The organism is Acinetobacter sp. YH12236 (assembly GCF_013417645.1).
Taxonomy (GTDB): Bacteria; Pseudomonadota; Gammaproteobacteria; order Pseudomonadales; family Moraxellaceae; genus Acinetobacter.
Genome location: NZ_VPDM01000001.1, coordinates 24,220 through 47,761, shown reverse-complemented (window position 1 = coordinate 47,761; position 23,542 = coordinate 24,220). Strand labels below are relative to the sequence as shown.

Here is a 23,542-nt window from a genome sequence, read left to right as displayed (position 1 = left end):
GCCATATTCGCCTATCATAGAGCCGACAAATTTATCGACTTATGAATCCATCGTATGACATCTTCCGCGACTCTTGATTTAAGCCTGCAATTATTACGTCAGCCTTCTGTGACCCCTATTGATCATGACTGCCAGAATATCATGGCAGAACGTTTGAAGAAGGTGGGTTTCAATATTGAATCAATGCGCTTTGAAGATGTTGATAATATTTGGGCGCGTAAAGGTACTGAAGGCCCGGTTTTCTGTTTTGCTGGCCATACCGATGTTGTGCCAACCGGCAACCTGGATGCCTGGAACTCTGACCCATTTGCGCCAGAAATTCGTGACGGCAAGCTATATGGCCGTGGTAGTGCCGACATGAAAACCGCCTTGGCTGCGATGGTTGTAGCCACTGAACGTTTTGTCGAAAAATATCCGAATCATAAAGGTTCAATTGCCTATCTGATCACTTCAGATGAAGAAGGTCCATCGATCAATGGTACGGTAAAAGTGATTGAAACTCTGGAAGCCCGTAACGAGAAAATTACCTGGTGTCTGGTAGGTGAACCATCAAGTACCAACAAACTGGGTGATATTGTCAAAAATGGCCGTCGTGGTTCATTGAATGCCAACTTGACTGTAAAAGGCAAACAAGGTCATGTAGCTTATCCGCATCTTGCAGTGAATCCAATTCATACAGCATCTAAAGCCATTGCCGAACTCTGCGAAACAGTCTGGGATAATGGCAATGAATACTTCCCTGCGACGTCTTTCCAGATTTCAAATATCAATGCCGGTACCGGTGCAACCAACGTTGTTCCAGGTACGATGAACCTGCTCTGCAACTGGCGTTATTCAACTGAAGTGACTGCTGAAGAACTAAAAGCACGTATGCTTGAAATTCTGGATCGTCATGGTGTGGACTATGATATTTCATGGACTTTATCTGGCCTGCCATTCCTGACACCAGTAGGTGAGCTGGTGAATGCCGCTAAAGATGCCATTTTAACTGTGACTGGTACTGAAACTGAATTATCAACTTCAGGCGGCACCTCAGATGGTCGTTTTATTGCGCCTACCGGTGCACAAGTCCTAGAACTCGGTGTACTGAATGCCACAATCCATCAAATTAATGAGCATGTCGATATTGCAGACCTTGAACCACTGGCTGAAATTTATGAGCAGATTCTGGTGAACCTGTTAGCCAATTAATCACCAGATGTAAAAAAAGGAACTCAGAAGAGTTCCTTTTTTTATGTGCTTTGTAATGAATTACAAGCCAATTGAAGACTGAATATAACCCATTTGCGGGATGTGAAATAACTGATCCCCCATACGCACATACTGGAATACTGCGGGGTCAGTCACTTGCTGATCAGCATCGACGACTTCAGAAATACGCAGACGAATGGTTTTCGGCATTTCATTACACATCAGGGCAAAACGCTGATGCACCTCATCTCCTTCAATCACCAGCGCCACACCACTTTTACGTGTAGGATCATTAACTGCATAAACCGGTAATTGCGCATCATGCCACTCAACCACTTTAACCTGGGTATCACTATCCAGTGCAGACAGGACAATATTTTGTGGTAACAGCATTGGATCTTTGCCGTGACAGTCAATAATATAAGCATCAATAAATCCGGTAGATACCGTAATTAAATGCTGAAGTTCCTGCTGACTTATCTGATCAGCCATTTTGGCATTAGTCGTATTCTGACTCATTTATGACCCCTGTTTTTCAGCAATTAACTGTTGAATATTCGCCAGTAATTCAGCTTCCTGGAACGGTTTGCCCATGTAGTGGGTTACGCCCAGACTGAAAGCACGTTCACGGTGTTTTTCACCAGTACGTGAAGTAATCATGATGATTGGCAGTTCACGGTGAATATCGTGGTGACGAACCAGGTTCGTGACCTCAAAACCATCCATACGCGGCATTTCAATATCCAGCAGCATCAGATCCGGACGGACATTTTCAAGCTGCTCAATCGCATCTACACCATCTTTGGCGGTGACTATATCATAGCCCTGACGCTCAAGTAGACGCGAGGTCACCTTACGTACAGTCACCGAGTCATCCACGATCATTACCAGACGGCGAGCATTGCCAGAACGTGAACCATCGCGTTGATCCTGCATGTGTTTCACACGCTGCGTACCATGGATCTGACGGGCAATATTCTGACCATCCAGAATCAGACAAACCTGACCATCACCAAGAATCGTCGCACCAGTGACTACACCAATATTGGCGAACTGATGGCCGATTGGTTTCACCACGATCTGTGCACGTGAACCTACTAACTGATCCACAAGTAAGGCAATGGTTTGACCACTGTTGCCTTTAATCAGCAATACTGGCAGTGAATGCGCTACGTTGTTCAGACGAGGAATTGGCTGATTCGATACGAACTCAGACAGGTAACGCAATTTGTAATTGACGCCATCAATCTTGAAGAAATCGTCTTTACTGTTGAAGTAAGTTTCCAGAGTAGATGGTGCAATACGTACAATACGGTCGATTTGCGCCAGAGAAACGGCGTATTGCTGATCGCCCACTTTTACCATCAAGGCATCGCTGACCGCTACAGTCGTCGGTACGCGAATGGTGAAGGTTGTGCCTTTGCCAACTTCAGAGCTGACAGATACGTGACCACCCAGAGACTTGATCTCGCTTTGTACTACATCCAGACCCACACCACGACCTGAAATCTGGGTTACAGATTTAGCAGTACTGAAGCCTGGGTGGAAAATGAATTGCAGTAGCTCTTCCGAATCCAGTGTCTGATCTTCTTTGATCAGGCCTTGGCTGAGTGCTTTTTCACGAATCTTCTCAGCATCAATACCTTTACCATCATCACTAAATGAGACGATGACATCTGTACCCTGACGGCTGATATTTAACAGGATTGAACCGACTTCCGGTTTGTTCAAGGCAATACGATCTGCTGTATCTTCCAAACCATGGTCAATCGCATTACGCAGCATATGCTCGAATGGCGTTACCAGACGCTCCAGAATATTACGGTCTAATTCACCTTCACTATTCTGAATAATCAGTTCGGCTGGACGGTTCAAGGTCGTAGAAGTCTGACGTACGATACGCTGTAAACGTGGCAACATCCGGTCAAACGGTACCAGACGGGTACGCATCAGGCTTTCCTGAATCTCGGCCTGAATCCGTGATTGTTGCAATAACAAACCTTCAGTTTCACGAATCTTGTCGGATAAGGTGCTCTTGAAGTCAACCAAGTCCGAAGCAGATTCCGCTAGCGACTTGGACAACTGGTTCAGGGACGAATATTGGTCCATTTCCAGCGGGTCAAAGTCTGCATAACGCGAGTTTTCTGAACCGTGTTTGGCAATAATCTGTGATTCCAGCTCACCTTCCATTCGGCGCAACTGGTCCGCCAGACGTTTGATTGCCAGTTCCATTTCGTTCAGGGTATTGCCAAGTTGGCCTAAGTCCATCTCGATACGCGAACGGTTAATTGCATTCTCGCCTGACAGGTCGATCATCTTCTCAACCAGATCAGCAGAGATACGGATCATCTCATGGCTGGTATCGGTATTACCGGTATCGATCCACTCACCCATCATACGTGGTGGCTCAGTACCATCACCTTCGACAAACTCGAAGCTATTTTCTGTGACCAGCGTTTCTGTTTTAGCCAGACGTTCTGGCAGCTGCGCAGTAACATCCACATACGCAATCTTTTTCAGGCTGCTTTGGATCTGTTCAAAATTGCTATAGTCACGCTGGAAGATCGCTTGTCTTAACCAGGCCAGTGTTTTTTGCAGCAAGCCATCATAAGCATTCGAGTTAAAGTGATATACCGCAAACTGCTCGAAAGTGGTTTCCAGTTCATACGCAATGCTGGCCACCTTTTCGTTTTCAACCATGCGCGCACCACCCTTGATACTGTGGGCAGCACGTTGTAATTGAAGCAATAAGCTACGGTCACTACGCTGATCAAACCATTGGTTCAGCAGTTTTTCAGTATTGTCGAGAATCTCTTCTGACTCTTCAAGGAAAGTCTCTTCAACAATTGACTTCAGTTCATCTTCTTCAGAGCGCTCTTCTGCTACAATTTCAACTGGCTCAGTCAAAGTTTCTGTTTCAGTCAGCTCAACTTGTTCATCTTCTAAGTTTAGGGCCGGTTCTAGATCTGAACTTGTATCTTCTAATGCAATCTCTTCCGATGCTTCATCCGCTGTTTGTTCGGAATCAGCACTAGCTTCTGCATATTCAAATTCGACAACAGGAATCGATGTTTCTACCGGAGCTGCAACAGCTTGACCAGCCACCAATGCCTGAATATTTTGCAGAATCGAAATTGCTTCAACAGCCGGATAATCGATACCTTCATCACGGATCGACTGGATACGGTCAGAAACGTTATCTTGCACCAGACGAATGATTTGAATCAGCGCTGGAGTAACAGCGATCTGCTGACGGATGATTCGCTCATAAATACTTTCTAGTTCGTGCGAAATCGAACCGATATGAGAAGCGGTAATCATGTTTGCACCACCTTTTAAGGTGTGCAAGTGACGCATCAGGTTATTCAGTGAAGTCGTATCATCCTGCTTTTTACTCCAGGTATTCAGATCTTCATCAATACCTACCAGTAATTCATCCGCTTCTTCCAGGAAGATATTCAGTAGATCCTCATCGAAATCACGCTGAGTTTCTGCGCTGTCGATGTATTGGCGGTCAGAGGCAATACGCTGGCTTAAAGCAGCGAAGTCAATGCTGGCTGTGGTTGCAGCTTCAGGAATAGAAATTTCTTCTGATACTTGTTCAGCAGGAACATTGTCTTCAGCAAAGATTTCCAGGTCCTGCTGTACAAATGCAGCCAGTTCACTCAAGGTTTTTTGCGTATCATCATTCAGAATGACACGCTGGCCTGCTGCCAGGGTATCGAATAAATGAATGAATTCCTGATGTGCCTGGGCAAAGAGCTCATAAGCATAATCACTATTCAGCAGTACCGGTTTTTCCAGCAAGGCATCATAAGCAGATTTTAAATCTGTCGTAAACTCATGAATACCCAGTGCGGCACGGTTATCTGTATGTGCAAGCAGCTCGGCAGCCTGCTCGCTTAAAGCCTGAATATATTCCGGATAATCGACTTTAGCCCGTTTATCGAATTCAAATTCGGCATCCAGCAACAGGTCAATCTCCAGTTCAACCAGCTTGGTCACCAGACCTTGGGTTTCAACTGTTTCCGTTTCAGTGGCTGCGAAGCCATAATCATTCCAGACACGCTCAAAAGTCGCATACACTGCTGCCAGTTTGCTGCTATCACCCTGACGTAACAAATGCAGATAGTCGCTGACAAATTCAGCATACTGAATTAATACAGCAGTTTCTTTTGAGGTGGATGCAATTTCATCCTGAAGCAGTGTTTTAAACAGATGTTCTACTTTAGAGCTGGCCTCGAAGATTTCTTCGATCTGTGCCATGGACGAACTGCCGCGCAAAGTATGAATAGCACGAATCAATGCATTATAATCCTGCACTTTTTCATTTTCGCTACGCAGGAACTTGGCAATCGTTTCGAGATGCTCTTCCGCTTCCTCGATAAAGATCGCCACGGTTTCTTCTACATCACTACGTGCAGCATCTTCACTATCAGCTTCTTCAAGCTCAAATTCTGTTGTGCTTATTTCTATTGCTGCAGTTGTATCTTGATCTTCAGCCGAATCACCTAGCTCAAGACCTGTGATCTGACCCTCGGCAGTCAGACTGTCTGCTAGTTGCAAGAGTTCTTCTAAAGCCGGTTCAGGTGTTATTTGTTGTTGTAATTGCTGACCTAAAAGCACGACTGGGCGTAGGTCAACATCGAGTTCCTGCACCTGTTTGAATTTTGGATATAAAATAAACTGGTAAATATTCAGTACAGCTTTGGCATACTGTTGAATTGTAGGCGTTAACTGGATTGAGCCTGAAAGTACCCGATTTAAGGTATCTTCCACTGCCCAAGCAATTTCACCCGCAGATTTAGCCCCCACCATACGGCCTGAACCTTTCAGGGTATGAAAATGGCGGCGAATGGTTTTCAGGTTTTCCTGATGAGCCGGATCACTCAACCATTCTGGAAATAAAGCATTTAACTCAACGAAAATCTCTTCGATTTCCTCGACAAAAATTTCAAGAATTTCTGCATCTTGATCAAGATAACTGTCTTCAGGAAGCGTTGTCGTTTCAACTAAATTTTTTAATATTTCTTTCATAGCTAATGCTTCTTACGTTGTGCCGCCAAGAAGGGCGCTCAAACTTAATTGTGACCGTCACGCGAGACCTAACCTTATGTAGTCAAGTCCATCTTGTCGAGGCTTTATCTGTATTTCTGAATGTGCCTCAACCTAGGTTAAGGCACACTCCCCTCATACTTTCTGACTTTATTCTGGTAGTTTAAAGTCAGATACAGATTCACGTAATGCATCGGCCATGTTCGCCAATTCAGATACCGAACGTGCTGTATCGAAGGTTGCACTCGTAGTTTGTGAAGTAATTTCCTGTACGACATTCATCGTGGTCGCAATATGACCCGCAGATGCAGACTGAAGTTTCGCAGCATCGGAAATGTTCGCAATCAGTTTTGCCAGGTTATTCGATACCGTTTGAATCTCATCCAGTGCCACACCAGCGTCTTTAGACAGGTTCGCACCACGTACAACTTCGGCTGTGGTTTGTTCCATTGAAATTACGGCTTCGTTGGTATCCGTTTGAATGGTTTTTACCAAGCCTTCAATCTGTTTGGTTGCAGAGGCAGAACGTTCCGCAAGACGCTGGACCTCATCCGCTACCACGGCGAAACCACGACCAGCTTCACCCGCCATCGACGCCTGAATCGCTGCGTTCAATGCCAAGATGTTGGTTTGGTCGGCAATATCGTTAATCAGGGCTACGATGTTACCAATTTCTTGTGAAGATTCACCCAGACGTTTAATACGTTTAGAGGTTTCCTGAATCTGTTCACGAATCGTATCCATACCTTCAATAGAACGGTGTACAACGTCTGCACCATTTGCAGCAATTTGTACTGAACGTTCCGCAACGACTGCAGATTCTTCCGCGTTGGCAGATACCTGGTCAATGGACATTGCCATTTCGTTAATCGCAGCAGATGCACCCGCAATCTCTTGTGCCTGGTGTTCAGATGCTTCAGCTAACTGGTTGGTAATGCTTTGAGTTGTCGCTGTATATTGCGCAACTTCCTGAGAAGTTTCGGTAATACGAGATACCAAGTCACGCAACTGGTCGATCGCGAAGTTAATCGAGTCGGCGATCGCACCGGTAAAGTCTTCCGATACTGTTGCATATGAACGTAAGTCACCATCCGCAAGGTCGGCAATCTCGTCTAGTAAACGTAAAATCGCATTCTGGTTACGGTCATATTCTTCTTGAAGACGGGTTACACGCTGTTTATCCGATGCACCACGTAGGGTTAACAGGCGGAATACACAGAGTAGGAAGCCGATCAATAACAGAATTAACAGTACCGCTGGAACGATTGTTTTCAGACCAGAGTTACCAGACAGTTTGTTTAGGTTATCGAGCAGGGCATCCGATTGCGAGAAAATTGACGCAGATGCCTGACGTACTTTTACGATTTGCGCAGAGTTTTTCAGGATTGTCGCAGATGCTGATTCAAGTACATCATCATATTCTGCTTTAATGCCTTCAAGAGACTCGCGCAGGTTTGGATCAGTAATACGTTGTACACCCAGTTCAGCAGAACCGTTTAACTGTGCATTTAAGTATGAACCGAAAGTTTCGGTATCGGCACTGAAGTCGTCCGCTGATTCACGTGAACCGTCGTTACCGGTCAATACCAAGCTGATCGAACGTAAAATACGTTCCGCAATAAATACCTGGTTTTTCGCAATGACCACCTGGTTAGACGGCATGTCTTGACGCGCCATCTGGTCGACCATCAAGTTATATTCGGCCTGAATTCCCGGGATCGCTTCACCAATCGCAATGTTGGTGTCATATAACTGGTTAATGATTTTTTGTTGCGATGCAATCAGGTCAATACTAGAAGATACTTCTGTCCACTGTTTATCTACTGCTTGCAGCGCTTCATTATTGGAATGGATATTTTTTACAGTCTCAAGGTTTTCAGCAAAAGCTTTTTGAGAATCTGTCAGATTTTTCATCGCCTCAGGTGTACCAGAAGCCGTTGCTTCAGTTGCCTGACGTGAAATGGTTTGTGAAAGCAGACGTAAATCACCCAGACTTTGTGTCAGCTGGTTGGCACGTGGCACACTGTAGAAAAGATACAATAAAGTGATGGTTGCCGCTAACAGACAGCCGGCTGCACCATAAATAAACGGTTTAGACTTTTCACTATCACCAAATACACGTGACAACTGATCTGTTTGTGATTGAATCTTGGATAAAAAAGTATTGCCACTTTTGCGGCTACCTTCACCTGTATTTTTCTTTTTAAGTTTAAAGCCCATGCAGCCTCTCCCCGATTTACGTCTTTATTACTTTCGTGCGCGACGTTTAATTTATAAATTTTATAGATGCGTTCATAAATTTTGGATTTTGCAACAGACGACTGAATAAGAACACATGCCATTGCTGGTTATGCTGGTGGAAAAATCCCTGACAGTATTCTTGTAAGTTATTATCCAATTCAGTTGTTTTAGAAAAAAAACTTTTCTTATTAAAATGTTGTATACCCAAAACTTGATCAACAACCAAACCGACATATTGGTCATTATGGTGAATACATAATACTTTTTGAGTCGGTGAAAACTGGCTACTCTGTCCTGATACATATTGAGTCAAATCAGAAACTGATAATAACCTTCCCCGAATATTGGCCAACCCTAAAACCCATGATTGAGTATTAGGAACTGGCGTATATTTTGGAGGATAGATCACTTCGGATACTTCCCCCAGCGGGGCAACAAAATATTGCCCCATCATCTCAAAAGCAATGCCTGACCATCGGTTGACTTCATTTTCATTAGAAACGTAGTTTTTATTTCCCCGTTTCGCAATGCGAAGCAATTCGATAAATCCATTTGCTGCCATAGAGCTTATCCTGCGTTGAGGTGGTGCTTAATCACTTCAATCAACTGTTTTTCATCTACCGGTTTTGTAAGATAATCTGCGGCGCCCTGACGTTTACCCCAAACGCGGTCAGTGGCCTGATCTTTGGTACTTACAATCACAATCGGAATATGCTTGGTGGTTGCACCACGTGCAATTTGACGTGTTGCCTGGAAGCCATTCACGCCTGGCATGACCACATCCATCAATACCAGATCTGGCAACTCAGCCTGAGCCATGGTTACCCCATCTGCACCATTGGATGCTTCAATCACCTCAAAGCCATGTTTAGAAAGAATCTCTCTAAAACGGAATGTTTCTGTCGGTGAGTCATCTACGATTAAGATACGCGCCATGCCAATTCCCCTAAAAAATCAATTATTAAGCACTAATATGGTTACGGATTGCGTTAAGCAATTCATCTTTACTGAAAGGTTTAGTCAAGTATTCGTCCGAACCAACAACACGACCTTTGGCCTGATCAAATAAGCCATCTTTACTCGAAAGCATAATCACAGGAATATTCTGATAATTTTGAGAATTTTTAATCAATGCACAAGTTTGATAACCATCTAGACGAGGCATCATGATGTCTACAAATACGATATCCGGATTGGTTTCTGCGATTTTTGACAAAGCTTCAAAACCATCTACCGCAGTCACGACTTCATATCCTTCGCGCTGTAGAAGAGTTTCTGCTGTACGACGAATGGTCTTTGAGTCATCAATGACCATAACTTTTAGATTTTGGAATTTATCGTCCATTTTGACCCTTCCCATTTTAGAAACGATGCGCCATAAGGCTCATAGGATTATTTTATTACGATCGATAAACATTTTTAACACAAATCCACTTGTATTATCAATGAACATTTTCTACACAAGTGTGCATAAATGGCGGATTTTCATTAACCATTTCACATTTTTATTTTGTCATTGCTTTTTTTTTGACTGATGGTAGTTTTTAATTCGTGAATTTGAGTCTAATATAGCATTATTATTACTTTAAAATAAGTAATTTAGTCAACTTTCAATTGGGGAGCCAATGATGAGTCAGTTTTCAGAAAAACTTGCTTTCATTGATAAAAATAAAATGACTGGCCGATTCATATTTGCAGTGACACTTTTTCTTCAGGTCACCATTTCTTATGCCTCAACTAACCAGCCACCAAAAGCCACCTGGTACCGCTATTATGATAATAAAGGTGTGGCCAATATCAGCACTAACGTTACCCCCAACCATATCCGCTATGGATATGAGGCACTTGACCAGAATATGCAGGTCATTAAACGTGCACGTCCTTATAATGTCGATAAAGATATTAAACAGGCGCCGCAACGTGCCCAGCAGGCTCAGCGCATTGCAGAAGACCAGAAACTGAAACGTGCCTATACCAATAGCCATGTTGCTCTACAAAAAAAGAATGAAAGTCTGAGCCAACTTAAAAAACAGATTGCCTTTCAGCAAGAGCAGATGAAACAGTTGCAGCAAGACCGGGTTATGTTTTTACGCCAAGAACGTGAATATTTACGTAAAGGCAATAATCCCCCGGCATCTTTGAAAGCCAACCTTGAAAACAACCAGAAAAACCTGATTTCTCAAAAAGAAAATATTCAATCTTTACAAACTCGCTATCGAAATATGGAAGCGGAATACGACAGAATTATTGCCCGTTTAAAAGCACTTGAATAAACACAAATAACTTGTTGTTGCTTTAAACGACCACAAGTGAAAAGGATTAATATGCCATTTGCACAGCATTTTCATATTTCAAAGACCCCTTCTTCGCGCTCTGTATTGATGGTGAGTGCACTTTGCTTAAGTCTTTTTCTAAGCGGCTGCAATAAAAATGAATCTACACCGCAAGCCGAAAGTCCCAAAACAATTGAACTAATTCTTCAGGATCTGGTAGCTGTAAAAACAGGTACTTCAATCCAGAAATCCGCATTTACCGGCACTATTCGCGCAGTCAACCAAAGCAGTATTCAAGCGCAGGTTTCGGCCACTGCCACCAGTGTTAATGCTCAGGTCGGTGACAATGTAGCTAAAGGTCAGGTACTGGTTCGCTTAAATAATCAGGACAATGCCGCACGTCTGGCTCAGGCCCGTGCCAATCTGGCATCTACCCAGGCACAGGCCAATCAGGCGCGTAACATGATGCAGCGCAAAAAGCGCCTGCTCGACCAAGGCTTTATTTCTAAAGTTGAATATGAGCAAAGTCAGGTTGACTATCAGGCCCAGGTTGAAAATGTCCGCGCACAGCAAGCCAATGTCGATATTGCCGTAAAAGCCGATCGTGATGGCATTATCACCAGCCCGATTAGTGGCGTGATCACCCAGCGTCAGGTTGAGCCCGGTCAAACCGTGGCGATCGGACAAACCCTGTTTGAAATCGTAAATCCAAATCAACTGGAAATTCAGGCCCGTGTCCCGAGTGAGATGCAGTCCAGTCTGCGTTTAGGTAGCAAAATTGAATACCAGATTCAGGGCAATCCAAACACATTTACCGCTGCTATTAGCCGGGTATCTCCAATTGCTGATCAGGCTAGTCGCCAGATTGAATTCTTCGCCAGACCAAATGAAAGTATTCCCTCTTTAAGTATTGGCTCTTTTGTTGAAGGCAATATTCTGAGTTCTCAACAAGTTTCTGGTCAGATTATTCCCCTCGATACCATTCAGGATATCCAGAATAAACCTTATGTCTGGGTTATTCGCCAGAACAAAATTATTAAAGTGAATGTTCAGGTTCTGGAACAGCGCTATAACCAGAATACTGCAGTGATCCAGGGTCTGGAAACAGGTGATCAGGTCAGTCGCATTCCATTTACCGAGGCAGATCTCAACAAGCCAGTGACAGTGCGTTCCAACTAATCAGACAGGATCATTAATATGTGGTTTACCCGAATTAGTGTGAAGTATCCCGTCTTCACTATTATGATGATGTTCTGTTTGATGGTACTTGGACTGGCTTCCTGGCAGCGCATGGGTGTGGAAGAATTTCCGGATGTCGATTTCCCCTTTGTCGTAATTTATACGAATTATCCAGGTGCTTCTCCAGAAACTGTTGAATCGGAAATTACCAAAAAACTCGAAGACCAGATCAATACTATTTCCGGTTTAAAACAGGTGATTTCACAATCCAGTGAAGGCCTGTCGATGATTACGGCCGAATTCAATCTGGAAGTGCCTTCAACCACGGCAGCACAGGATGTCCGTGACAAAATTGCTTCAGTCACCGCTGAATTCCGTGATGAAATTCAGGAGCCAGTCGTCGAGCGTTATGATCCGACTGCCAATGCAATCATGTCGATCGTATTTGAATCTGACAATATGGGCTTAAAAGCACTAAGCTCCTATCTGGATCAGCGCATTGTTCCACAACTACGGACTGTTCCGGGTGTAGGTACAGTCAACCTGCTCGGTGATGCACAGCGCCAGATTCGTATTCAGGTTGAACCACAGAAACTGCAAGCTTTTGGCATTGGCGTGGATAGCGTCATTAATACTCTGAAATCTGAAAATATCGAAGTTCCGGGCGGTACATTAAAATCTGGCAACTCGGAACTGGTGATTGAGATCAATTCCAAAGTCCTGCATCCCCTCGCCTTTGGCGATCTGGTCATTGCCAATAAAAATGGTGCACCGATCTTTCTGAAACAGGTCGCAGAAATTGAAGATAGTCAGGCAGAACTTGAAACTGGTGCATTTCTGGATGGCAAGGCTGCAGTGGCTGTCGACATTCTGCGTAGCTCTGATTCTAATGTTATTGAAGTAGTAGACAGTACCTACAAAACTCTTGAAAGCATTAAAGCCCAATTGCCACAAGGAACCACCTTAAAAGTTGTGGTGGATTCTTCAAAAAGTATCCGCGGCACCATTGGTGATGTTGCGCGTACCATTATTGAGGGTGCGGTTCTTGCTGTGCTGATTGTTCTATTATTTTTAGGTTCTTTCCGCTCAACGGTCATTACTGGCCTCACTTTACCGATTGCATTGCTCGGAACTTTGACCTTTATCTGGGCTTTTGGTTTCAGCATCAATATGATGACCTTATTGGCCCTGTCTTTAAGTATCGGTTTGCTGATTGATGATGCAATTGTAGTACGGGAAAATATCGTACGGCATACCGATATGGGTAAAGACCATGTCACTGCCGCGCTGGACGGCACCAAAGAAATTGGCCTTGCCGTTCTGGCAACAACACTGACCATTGTCGCGGTATTCTTGCCTGTTGCCTTTATGGGCGGAATCATTGGCCGTTTCTTCTATCAGTTCGGTGTAACGGTGAGTACCGCCGTTCTGATTTCCATGTTTGTTAGCTTCACTCTAGATCCAATGCTATCTGCGCATTGGGCAGAAAAGAAAAAAGATCCCAATAAAAAGCCAGGTCGAATTAAACGTTTCTTTAACTGGATTTCAGGCAAATTAGACAATTTAAGTCATGTCTATGAAAAGCTATTGAAACTAGCTTTACGCTTTAGATTCATTACTATTGTAATTGCAGTGGCGTCTTTGTTTGGCGCTCTAGCCCTGTCGAAACTGATTGGTACCGAGTTCGTACCTGTCCCGGATAAGGGTGAAATCCGGATCAAGTTTGAAACTCCAGTCGATGCTTCACTGGAATATTCACAAGCCAAACTGCAGCAGGTCGATAAAATTGTACGTCAGCATCCTGATGTACGTGCAACTTACGGCGTAATTAATGGTGTGACCGATCGCGGTAAAAACCATGTCAGCTTACGTGTCACTGTGACTCCGCGGACTGAACGCGAGAAAAGCTTGAATGATCTCAATAATGAATTCCGTCAACGTTTACAATCTGTGGGCGGCATTACCATTACCTCAGTCGCTTCCGCGGATGAAACCGTATCGGGTGGCCAAAAGCCGATTATGATTTCAATCAAAGGCCCTGATTTGAATGAACTACAGAAGATTTCCGATCGCTTTATGGTCGAGATGGCTAAAATTGATGGCATTGTCGATCTTGAATCCTCACTGAAAGAGCCAAAACCGACCTTAGGTGTACAGATCAATCGCGTTCTGGCCAGTGATCTTGGTTTGTCAGTCAATCAAATTGCCAATGTGGTTCGCCCACTGATTGCCGGCGATGATGTCACCACCTGGCAGGATGAAAAAGGTGAAACTTATGATGTTAACTTACGCCTGACCGAAGACCGACGTACCTTGCCAAGTGATCTGCAAAATATGTATATCACTTCATCTAAAATGGATGGCAATAATCAGCCGATTTTGATCCCGCTTTCTAGCGTCGCGAATTTTGAAGAAAAACTGGGAGCTTCTCAGATTAATCGTCGAGATCTGGCGCGTGAGGTGCTGGTTGAAGCAAATACCTCTGGACGCCCTGCAGGTGACATCGGTACTGACATTAGCAGACTTCAGGATAGTTTCGACATGCCGCCGGGTTATAGTTTTGATACCCAAGGCGCCAATGCAGACATGGCAGAATCCGCAGGTTATGCGCTCACTGCGATTACCCTGTCGATTGTATTTATTTATATCGTATTGGGTTCACAGTTCAACAGCTTTATTCACCCTGCTGCCATTATGGCTTCATTACCCTTGTCATTAATTGGTGTATTCCTGGCGCTATTCCTGTTTAATTCGACCATGAACCTGTTTTCAATTATCGGTATTATTATGCTGATGGGCCTGGTGACCAAAAATGCGATTCTGCTTATCGACTTCATCAAGAAAGCCATGGATCGGGGTGAAGCCCGTTATGATGCGATTCTGAATGCCGGCAAAACCCGTTTACGTCCAATTCTGATGACCACCAGTGCCATGGTCATGGGAATGGTGCCGCTCGCTCTGGGCTTAGGTGAAGGTGGTGAACAAAGTGCACCGATGGCACATGCCGTGATCGGCGGGGTAATTACCTCCACCCTGCTGACATTGGTCGTGGTTCCAGTGATTTTCACTTACCTGGATGACTTTAAGAATTTTATGCTGCGCCAAGCCCGTAAAATCATGGCATAATTTAAACCATCACAATGAGGTGACATTCACGAATGTTCACCTCATTTTTTATTGTATAATCTCTGCTTTAACGCTTAATTTTTTTAGGACAGTTTCCATGCGCGCGAGTCGCTTTTTATTTGCAACGTTGAGAGAAACCCCGAACGATGCTGAAGTTATTTCACATCAGCTGATGCTTCGTGCCGGTATGATTCGTAAGTTGGCTTCAGGTTTGTACACCTGGCTGCCGATGGGCGTTCGCGTATTAAATAAAGTTGCAGCGATCGTTCGCGAAGAGATGAATAACGCGGGTTCACTCGAAGTCTTGATGCCTGTGACCCAACCAGCTTCTCTTTGGGAAGAATCTGGTCGTTATGTGCAATACGGTCCTGAACTATTACGTTTTAAAGATCGTCATACCAATGACTTTGTGCTTGGCCCAACACATGAAGAAGTGATCACTGATCTGGCACGTAATGAGCTAAAAAGTTACAAACAACTGCCTGCAAACTTCTACCAGGTTCAAACCAAGTTCCGTGACGAAATTCGTCCTCGTTTTGGCGTAATGCGCTCACGTGAATTCATCATGAAAGATGCCTATTCTTTCCATGCGGATCAGGAATCTCTGCAAGAAACTTACGACAAAATGTACGAAGCGTACTGCAAGATCTTTACCCGTTTAGGTCTGGATTTCCGTCCAGTACAAGCGGATACCGGTTCAATTGGTGGCTCAGGTTCACACGAATTCCACGTCTTGGCTTCAAGTGGTGAAGATGATATCGCCTTCTCAACTGAATCTGATTATGCGGCTAACATCGAAATGGCTGAAGCGATTCTGGTGGGCGATCGTGCTGCTCCAACTCAAGAACTGAAAGTGGTTGATACCCCAAATCAAAAAACGATTGCTGATGTATCAAGCTTCCTTGGCACTGACCCTGCACATTCAGTGAAGGCATTACTGGTTCAAGGCGTTGCAGCTGAAGAAGGTAAAGCAGCTCCTGTCGTTGCCCTGTTCCTTCGTGGTGATCATGAACTGAATGAAATTAAAGCCGAAAAGCATCCAAAAATTGCTGCGCCTTTGGCTTTTGCTACTGAAGCTCAACTTGCTGAACTAGGTTTGACTGCTGGTTTTGTAGGTCCGCAAGGTTTAGTAGAGAAAGGCCTAACAGTGATTGTTGACCGTGCTGCTTCTGTACTTTCTGACTTTGTTGCAGGTGCAAACGAAGCAGACAAGCACTCAACTGGCGTGAACTGGGAACGTGATGCGCAGTTTAGCGAAGTTTATGACCTGCGTAATGTGGTTGAAGGCGATCCTTCTCCAGATGGTAAAGGTACACTTCAAATCAAACGTGGTATCGAAGTAGGTCATATCTTCCAGTTAGGCAAAAAATACTCTGAAGCTTTAGGCTGTAAAGTCTTAGGTGAAGATGGCAAACCATTCACTGTAACCATGGGTTGTTATGGTATCGGTGTGACACGTGTCGTAGCATCTGCAATTGAACAGAATTACGATGAAAAAGGTATCATCTGGCCGGCTGCGATCGCTCCATTTGAAGTGGCAATTGTGCCAATGAATGCGCATAAATCACCTCGCACTTTAGAAGCAGCTGAAAGCTTATATGCAGAACTGCAAGCTGCTGGTTTTGACGTATTGCTTGATGACCGTAACGAGCGTCCAGGTGTGAAATTCTCTGATCTTGAATTGACTGGTATTCCACATCGCATTGTGATTGGTGAAAAAGGTCTGGATGCAGGTACTTTTGAATATAAAGGTCGCCGTGATGCAGAATCAGTAAATCTTTCGAAAGAAGAACTACTGGCAAAAATTGCGAAATAATATTTTCTAACGAACACAAAAAATCCCGCCTAGAGCGGGATTTTTTATGTCTCTAACTTAGCAGAACTTATGCCCGCCAAAGCAGTTTGAGGTCACATTCTGGTTCTGTAGCAGCTTGTCCATTAAGGTTAAAGTTGCAGGAGTACCATCTACATAGTTAGTAAATTTACCTACATCAATATTCAATTTACGTACCACCGCGACATTCGCCAGAGACCCTAAAGCCTCGCCCACACTGACATCAATCAAGTTTTCAGGACGTAAAAGAAATTCAGAAATAGCAGTTGCTACCTGAGGTAACACGAATGAAATATCAACTTCATCTGTAGTTTTTAATACACCCAGTTGAATCGGGTCTTTAAAAGATAGCCACCAACCTGGTTTGGCAATATCAGCCGCGTCCGCACCTTGCCAATGCACATTCTGACTCTGTAAAGACAAATAACCGCCTGTACCATTTAATGGAATATTATGGATCATATTCAGAGCTTGGACAAAGGTGATGTCCATATTCAGGTTATCCAGACTTGAACCAGCACCCATTTGAAAGAAAGAATGTGTTCCTAAATTAAGAAATCCAATTAATGGATCAAACTCTACATACAGCTTATCTTTTGAAAAATCTGGTGTACCAATCACATCACTTGGCAAAGTTGAACCCGTTAAAGCCTTTGCTAATGGAATCGAAGCAATAGTAGAACGGATATTACTTACAGTCGCTGACTTTAAGCGTTGCCCAGTCACGACAGTTTCTGGCATAGTAAAGTCTACCCGCATGGAAGGCACTGTAATCCCGGTATGGCCATCAGCACCTGGCTTACTGGTAAAAGTACGTGTTTGTCCTAAAGCCTTTAGATTCCCTGAGATTTTTTCATCATTTGCAATACCAAAGGTTCCCGCTTTTGTAACAGACTCACCAGTGGTTTGCGCCATTTTCATATAACCACTAAAACTTTTGAGGCCATCATTCGGATTTTCGATGTTGTCAGTCCCCATGGTTAAGAGTCCGACAATTTTATCTGCACCTAGACGAAAACCGACCACTTCACGGGTAGAAGCACTTCCACCATTTTTAATTGCAAACTCAACAAAGGGATTACTCACACTGGCACTGGTATTAGCACGGTCACCTGAAAAGACAGGGTTACCCTTATCATCAAGACTGGTATTTAAGCCACTCAATGCCAAGTTAGAAATATCAATATCACAGCCATTAGTATTCCCAATACTGTTATTCGTTCCACCACAACCGAGCTGCAAAGTTTTGATATTAATGTTCAGTTCCATTAAAGCTTCAATACTTAGCTTATGGAAGTTAATCCCTTGTGATGAATCATAAGCATTTTCCAAATTTAATAAGGCCTGTGCATCAACTGCCGATAAAGCCTCATCGTCTAAGGCTGTCATTGCCATCGCCTGTTGACTAAGGCCCATTAAAGTGACAATCAAGCTATTCAATATTATTTTTTTCATGAAATCATCCCTTATTTCAGCGCGGTGTAATGCCAAGCGTACTGCGCATGGTTCCGCCTGTGAGTGCAATTGTTGCTATATTCTGCATATTGCCATTTGTGGTCATGGCCATGTTGGTTCTAAACGGCTCGATAATCTTCTGATCTTTATTAAATTTAATTTGATTATCTAAAGTAACAGTATCTTCACTCACGCCTATTTTGGTGATTAATCCTAAATTCCCTTCCATACGATTAAAGTTAATCGCAGAAGTATGAACTGCACCTGTGCTATCTACATCTTCATTAATCAGACTAAAATAACTACCAAGATTATTAACATCACCTTTTTCTGTAGAAGTTAATGTTCGGAACTTAAAGTTTGCATCCAACGATAAATAATTTTCGCCTGCTACATCCAGTCCCGGAATAATCATTAACTCACCACTACCATCAAGCATCATGGCAATTGTTGTTAATACATCATCGCGTTTAGAAAAGTTGTCATCAGGAACAAACTGATCACATTTATTGCCTGATACACAGTTATATTTAGATCCCGGTAATTGGCCAATTGCCACTTCAGCTTTAGCTGCGATCAGCAATTTATCAGCTTTTACATAGATGCCTTCATCTTCATAACCAATCACCCCTTTGGATTCAATAAAGGCATCAATATTTCGAAGGCCAGCATAATAGTTTCGCGCATGGCCATTCTCTACACCACCATCAATTAAAAGAATTGAAGTTGTACTTGGTGCTCCAGTTTTGGCATCCTTTCCATAACCTTCAGTTGATGCCATCACGTTATAGGCAATACCATTCTTGTCACCGTCATATTTTGTACCCGACAAAGCAACATTGGCATTCAGGTTGTAAATTGGAATACCAATTCCCCAAGAACCACTATTCCCGGAAATAATACCAGTATCATTAGAAATAAAATTTGCTTTGGCTGCAATCGACTGGAAATCCATACCCCGTATGGCGATTAGTGCAAAATCCTGATTAGCAGACGTACTGCTTAAAGTTTGCTGCAAAATCGGATTACTTTGTCTAAGTGTTGACTTAATATTGTCATTAACTAAAAATTCTAGGCTCTGCGCCTGAATTGTATTGATATAAATATCGCCAAAATCGATATATGCATTATTTTTTCCAGTTAATGAACGTAATTCATTAAACTGAACTGCATAGCTTCCTTTACCCGTATGACCAATTTCCAAAGTCGTTGGTTTTAAACCCTGTGCTGCTGCCACTTCCTGATTGGTAAAATCAGCTGATAAACCAAGATGCAAGCCGCCTTCACCTGCGTTATAGCTTGAAACACTGCGATCTTGTCGCGTCAGCACACCACCAACTTTATTACTTATATCAAAAGAGTTCAGTTTTGACTGATCAGCACCTAACGACAAACGTGCATTACTCACTGCACCCGAAATACCATAGCGCATGATATTTTTTAAATCGCCATCTCCATTCTGATAGCGTAAATCAAAGTTTAATCCAGCTGTTTGCGCACCAGTTGTTCCTACAGCCACTGGTTTTAAATTAATTAGATGGTCTTGTGTGCCACTTTTACTGGCGAGTACGACGCCTTGTATCGGGTCTATATACATATAGCCCGTACCAGCGAAGTTAAAATTAAAGTTATCTAGAACTAAGCTATTTGTACCTAAAGTATGTTTGATCGTGGCATCTTGCAAATTGAAATCGATAGTAGCTGTTTCATTCTTATTGAATAAACCTGCTGTCGTATGAAGCACCATTTTAAATGGACTATCAATCGCAAGACCTAATTTGCCCAAATTTTGATTGTTTTCGACACAGCTTGTTCCAACACAATCCTTACTCACAAGTTTAAAATCTGCATTGGCACTAAAGGGAGCTACGCTTGCTTCTAGACGGATCCCTGCACCAGCATCGGTCGCACCGACATCAAACTTAAGCTGGCTTAAAATCGCATTTTGATCTTTGCCTAAGATTTCTACTTTATGCAATCCCAGTCCCATCTTGGTATTTACATCAGCATTCGGGTCATACCAATTGAGCTGTTCAACTTCTACTTTTGATACCTCGTGTGTAATCGTAATACCGTCTTGACCAGTGATATGACCCAATTCTTGTTCTTCAATCAGCTCTAGTGCATAACTATGCTGTGCTAAACAGACACATGCCGTTAATAATTTAATTTGTGATTTTATTTTTTTCATTCTTTCATCCCTATACTGCATCCATGCAGTTAGCAACGGCTTTGTGCACTCCCAGCTGAGCAGTTAAAGCCAAATATTTTTAAGTTTCCTGACATGTGCATGTTGCCGTGCATATTGAGACCCATAAACCCCTTCTCACGCCCCCGGTCAAATTCCGGAACATCTGCTGAGGCAGTGGTATATGTACCGTCCGCTTTATAAACACGATTGGTGAAGGTCGTATACCTCTCTGAATTGGCATAGCCTTCTTTATCGCCCTCACCGGTTCCGGTTTCAATAGCCAAAGTATTAAAACCCAAGTTTCTGATTTTTAAAGGTTTATCATCATAAAAAGTGATTTTCATGGCTGTTTGAGGATCGCCTGCCACATTAGTAATTGTAGTGCCATCGATAGAAAACTTATCAATTTGCAGGGTGCCTTGTATGCCTTTAAATACCAGCCATTTTTTATTGCCTTGAGCATCAACATGATTGTTCGGAGAAATAGCCAAGCGACAAAACAAGGTGTTAATTCCACAATCTGTTGTTGGCTTGTAATACACCTCTAACTTATTAGCGACCGTTTCAGAAATTTGAGATTTCGTTAAATCAGTAGCGTATTGATGGTTGAGTGACAAGGTCCAGCTTAAATCTGCTCCGCCTTGACCCGTTTCCGCTGTCATTTGCTGCGGATCAAGACTGACCAAGCCGGCTTGTGTCGCAAAAGAAATCCCAAGAACTGTAGCAAGCATTAACTTTTTCAACATTGCCCTATTCCTTTATAGACCTGTAGTTTTTATTTTTAGATGTTGAATCAACACACCATCAATCACTGCTGAACCAAAATTCCTCATTGAGTTATCAGTAGCCCCCCTAAATACCACACCAGTAGCATTATTATCATCTTTTGCCTTCAGCATATTAGTATTGGCAATACGTTCAACAGAACCAATGGCGATACTACTGTGAGTTGCATCGCGTCCTTGATACAAGGCAATGCTATCTGAAGCTTGAGCTTTAATTTCAGTACCACACGTATATACATTACATGTAGAGCCTAAAAGTGCTTCTGATCCTAAAAAACCACCTTTTCCATCTGGATAACGCTGATAAATCCGGTTGTAAATATCTGGAATTTTAGGAATACGTGTCACTTCCAAAATAATATTATTTCCTTCCGAACCCACAACAAAAGGCTGATACATACTTCCTAGTACCAAATTGATATTCGGGCTATATAAATACAATCCCTCGGTATCATGAAATATAGGAGCTGCAGAGCCATTTAAAGCAGGAGTCGGACCATCTCCATCAAGATTATTCTCTTTTGCTGCACTACTAATACGAATCCCTTTACTGTTCAAATTGTTTGAATCACTGGTCAAAGTAGAGGGATCATCATTAGTATTGAGTCGGATCAGACTCGCCAGGCCCAAGGTTTGACTATATGCAAGATCAGGCGATGTAAGGGTTTGAAATAATCGGACTTGCGAACCGTTCATGCTCAAGCCATTAGCAATAAACTGTGCACGAAAACGTTCAGAAATATCTAAGCCTGAAGTAGGTGCTCCAGTAGCATAATCTACGGTATTACTTGAATTTAAAGAACGTGAGAAAATATCAGTCCAAAAACCAAGCTTAATATTATTATCTGCTTCATTTGCAGCAACTGTTGCAAGAGGTGCTTCTAAAGCTAGATAGCCCACTTCTTTTCCCGTATCCGTAAACTGTTTTACTGTTTCGGCTCCGGCATGAAATAACCAAGGATTGCTGGCTGTTCCCCAATTAAACCCCTGATTGCTATAGCGGCTACTGAGTGAATTATCACTTTTTGATAAAGCTAAACCATAGATAAATACATCAGCCTTCGTACGTAGCGTACTGACTGAGGCACCCATTGCAGCTTCTTTGGCCGCTGTTGTTGCGCTCGCTTTAACCGCCTGCTCCATAGCAGTCACTGCATTTTTTGCCTGAATCAGTGCATACCTATCAGCTTCAATTGCTAATTTTTCTTGTGTCGCATTCTCTACAACTGTAGTAACTCTTGAATCAATAGCATTGGTTCGGGTACCCGCTTGTTGAGTCCAAGTATTATTTAATGGAGTGGTTACCTTGTTTCCATATAACAATTCGATCATTTCATAGGTATTTTTTAATGCATATTCGACAGATTTATCTTTTTGCCATGCAGTTAAAGTATGAGATGTTGTTCCGTCACTTTTTAATCCTGTAATAATTGTACCGTCATAATAATCCTCATAACGCTGCTGATAATATTGCTGCATTAATGTCGAATTACGATATTCTTCCACAATACCACTACGCGCACTTGCACCAATTTCATTACGGATTGCAGTTAAAGTCGCATTATAGTTTTGAGTTTTATAGGTACTAACACTATTGTCATAAGTCGTTTGATAAAGATTGGCATTTGCACTGATACCATTTAAATAGCTACTTGCATACACTCGATCATAGACTTTGTTATAGGCACGCTCACCTAACTGAGCATAGTTCTCTCCAGTCGGAATAATACGAATAAAGCCAGTGTCTGCCTGACCTGGATTGGCAATACCTCGTGCATAGCTTGAACCACTGGAAGCATCATTCGGTGCCTGAAAAACCATTTTAAAGTCATCAAGTACCAGGGCAACACCTTCACCGGTAGTATCAGAAAGAGAAGAATCAGTTAATTCCTGCATTGCATGTGCAGATGGCAATAATCCTAAACCGATCATCATTGCCAAATAGCTTTTACGAAATTGAAATTTAGCTTTTATTTGAGCCATCTCGACCTATCCTTCTTATCTGATGCTCCGCATCTTTATCCTTCAGCTTCCCAGCCTTCAATTTTTGATTTTTATGATGCTTGGCACATCTTTTTTATATATTCATTCTTCATTATGCTTATTTTTAGCAGGATTACCAAAGCCAAAAGACTAAAAACCCCGAGTTTCCGATGAATGAAACAGCAAAAAAATAAGCGAGGCATTAGCCTCGCTTATTAAATGCTTTAAA

General features: G+C 42.9%; 15 protein-coding genes. 5 read left to right on the top strand and 10 right to left on the bottom strand.

All coding sequences use genetic code 11. The features are described from left to right. The first annotated feature begins 54 nt into the window (after positions 1–54). Positions 55–1,191, top strand: coding sequence for a succinyl-diaminopimelate desuccinylase (gene dapE, locus FTV14_RS00195; protein WP_004784977.1), 1,137 nt, complete (start codon positions 55–57; stop codon positions 1,189–1,191). A 60-nt stretch (positions 1,192–1,251) separates the two neighbouring features. Here dapE and FTV14_RS00190 read toward each other — a convergent pair whose 3' ends face one another. The 6 genes from FTV14_RS00190 to pilG all read right to left on the bottom strand — a co-directional run bounded on the left by FTV14_RS00190 (position 1,252) and on the right by pilG (position 9,832). Next, positions 1,252–1,710: a hypothetical protein gene (locus tag FTV14_RS00190; RefSeq protein WP_004784978.1), complete on the bottom strand. Its 459-nt coding sequence runs from the start codon at positions 1,708–1,710 to the stop codon at positions 1,252–1,254. Beyond that, positions 1,711–6,228, bottom strand: coding sequence for an Hpt domain-containing protein (locus FTV14_RS00185; RefSeq protein WP_180011984.1), 4,518 nt, complete (start codon positions 6,226–6,228; stop codon positions 1,711–1,713). It lies immediately after the preceding gene. 168 nt (positions 6,229–6,396) lie between these two features. Further along, complete coding sequence (locus FTV14_RS00180) at positions 6,397–8,466, bottom strand: methyl-accepting chemotaxis protein (protein ID WP_004784982.1); 2,070 nt, start codon at positions 8,464–8,466, stop codon at positions 6,397–6,399. Positions 8,467–8,512: 46 nt separating this feature from the next. Continuing rightward, positions 8,513–9,049 carry a chemotaxis protein CheW gene (locus FTV14_RS00175; protein ID WP_159123371.1) on the bottom strand — a complete coding sequence of 179 codons (537 nt, stop codon included), beginning with the start codon at positions 9,047–9,049 and terminating at the stop codon, positions 8,513–8,515. Between the two features lie 5 nt (positions 9,050–9,054). Then, complete coding sequence (locus FTV14_RS00170) at positions 9,055–9,423, bottom strand: response regulator (RefSeq protein ID WP_004784985.1); 369 nt, start codon at positions 9,421–9,423, stop codon at positions 9,055–9,057. A 25-nt stretch (positions 9,424–9,448) separates the two neighbouring features. Continuing rightward, positions 9,449–9,832, bottom strand: a complete 384-nt coding sequence (gene pilG, locus FTV14_RS00165) for a twitching motility response regulator PilG (protein ID WP_180011986.1) — start codon at positions 9,830–9,832, stop codon at positions 9,449–9,451. 283 nt (positions 9,833–10,115) lie between these two features. On the opposite strand from pilG, the gene FTV14_RS00160 reads away from it, so the two are divergent. The 4 genes from FTV14_RS00160 to FTV14_RS00145 all read left to right on the top strand — a co-directional run bounded on the left by FTV14_RS00160 (position 10,116) and on the right by FTV14_RS00145 (position 16,881). Then, on the top strand, positions 10,116–10,760 hold the full coding sequence (locus tag FTV14_RS00160) for a hypothetical protein (protein WP_159123370.1): 645 nt from the start codon (positions 10,116–10,118) through the stop codon (positions 10,758–10,760). Positions 10,761–10,811: 51 nt separating this feature from the next. Continuing rightward, complete coding sequence (locus FTV14_RS00155; protein ID WP_166139290.1) at positions 10,812–11,939, top strand: efflux RND transporter periplasmic adaptor subunit; 1,128 nt, start codon at positions 10,812–10,814, stop codon at positions 11,937–11,939. A gap of 18 nt (positions 11,940–11,957) precedes the next feature. Then, positions 11,958–15,065: an efflux RND transporter permease subunit gene (locus tag FTV14_RS00150; RefSeq protein WP_180016892.1), complete on the top strand. Its 3,108-nt coding sequence runs from the start codon at positions 11,958–11,960 to the stop codon at positions 15,063–15,065. Positions 15,066–15,162: 97 nt separating this feature from the next. Continuing rightward, positions 15,163–16,881, top strand: a complete 1,719-nt coding sequence (locus tag FTV14_RS00145) for a proline--tRNA ligase (protein ID WP_180011990.1) — start codon at positions 15,163–15,165, stop codon at positions 16,879–16,881. A 57-nt stretch (positions 16,882–16,938) separates the two neighbouring features. Here FTV14_RS00145 and FTV14_RS00140 read toward each other — a convergent pair whose 3' ends face one another. Genes FTV14_RS00140 through FTV14_RS00125 form a run of 4 tightly spaced genes read right to left on the bottom strand, consistent with a single transcriptional unit; the run spans position 16,939 to position 23,313 of the window. Beyond that, positions 16,939–18,354 (bottom strand): hypothetical protein, encoded by a 1,416-nt coding sequence (locus FTV14_RS00140; protein WP_166139297.1) that lies wholly within the window; start codon positions 18,352–18,354, stop codon positions 16,939–16,941. A gap of 16 nt (positions 18,355–18,370) precedes the next feature. Next, entirely contained in the window at positions 18,371–20,545 is a 2,175-nt protein-coding gene (locus tag FTV14_RS00135) for a DUF6160 family protein (RefSeq protein ID WP_159123365.1), read from the bottom strand. A gap of 29 nt (positions 20,546–20,574) precedes the next feature. Further along, complete coding sequence (locus FTV14_RS00130; protein WP_166139299.1) at positions 20,575–21,291, bottom strand: hypothetical protein; 717 nt, start codon at positions 21,289–21,291, stop codon at positions 20,575–20,577. A 12-nt stretch (positions 21,292–21,303) separates the two neighbouring features. Continuing rightward, complete coding sequence (locus tag FTV14_RS00125; protein ID WP_180011992.1) at positions 21,304–23,313, bottom strand: hypothetical protein; 2,010 nt, start codon at positions 23,311–23,313, stop codon at positions 21,304–21,306. Between the last annotated feature and the right edge of the window lie 229 nt (positions 23,314–23,542).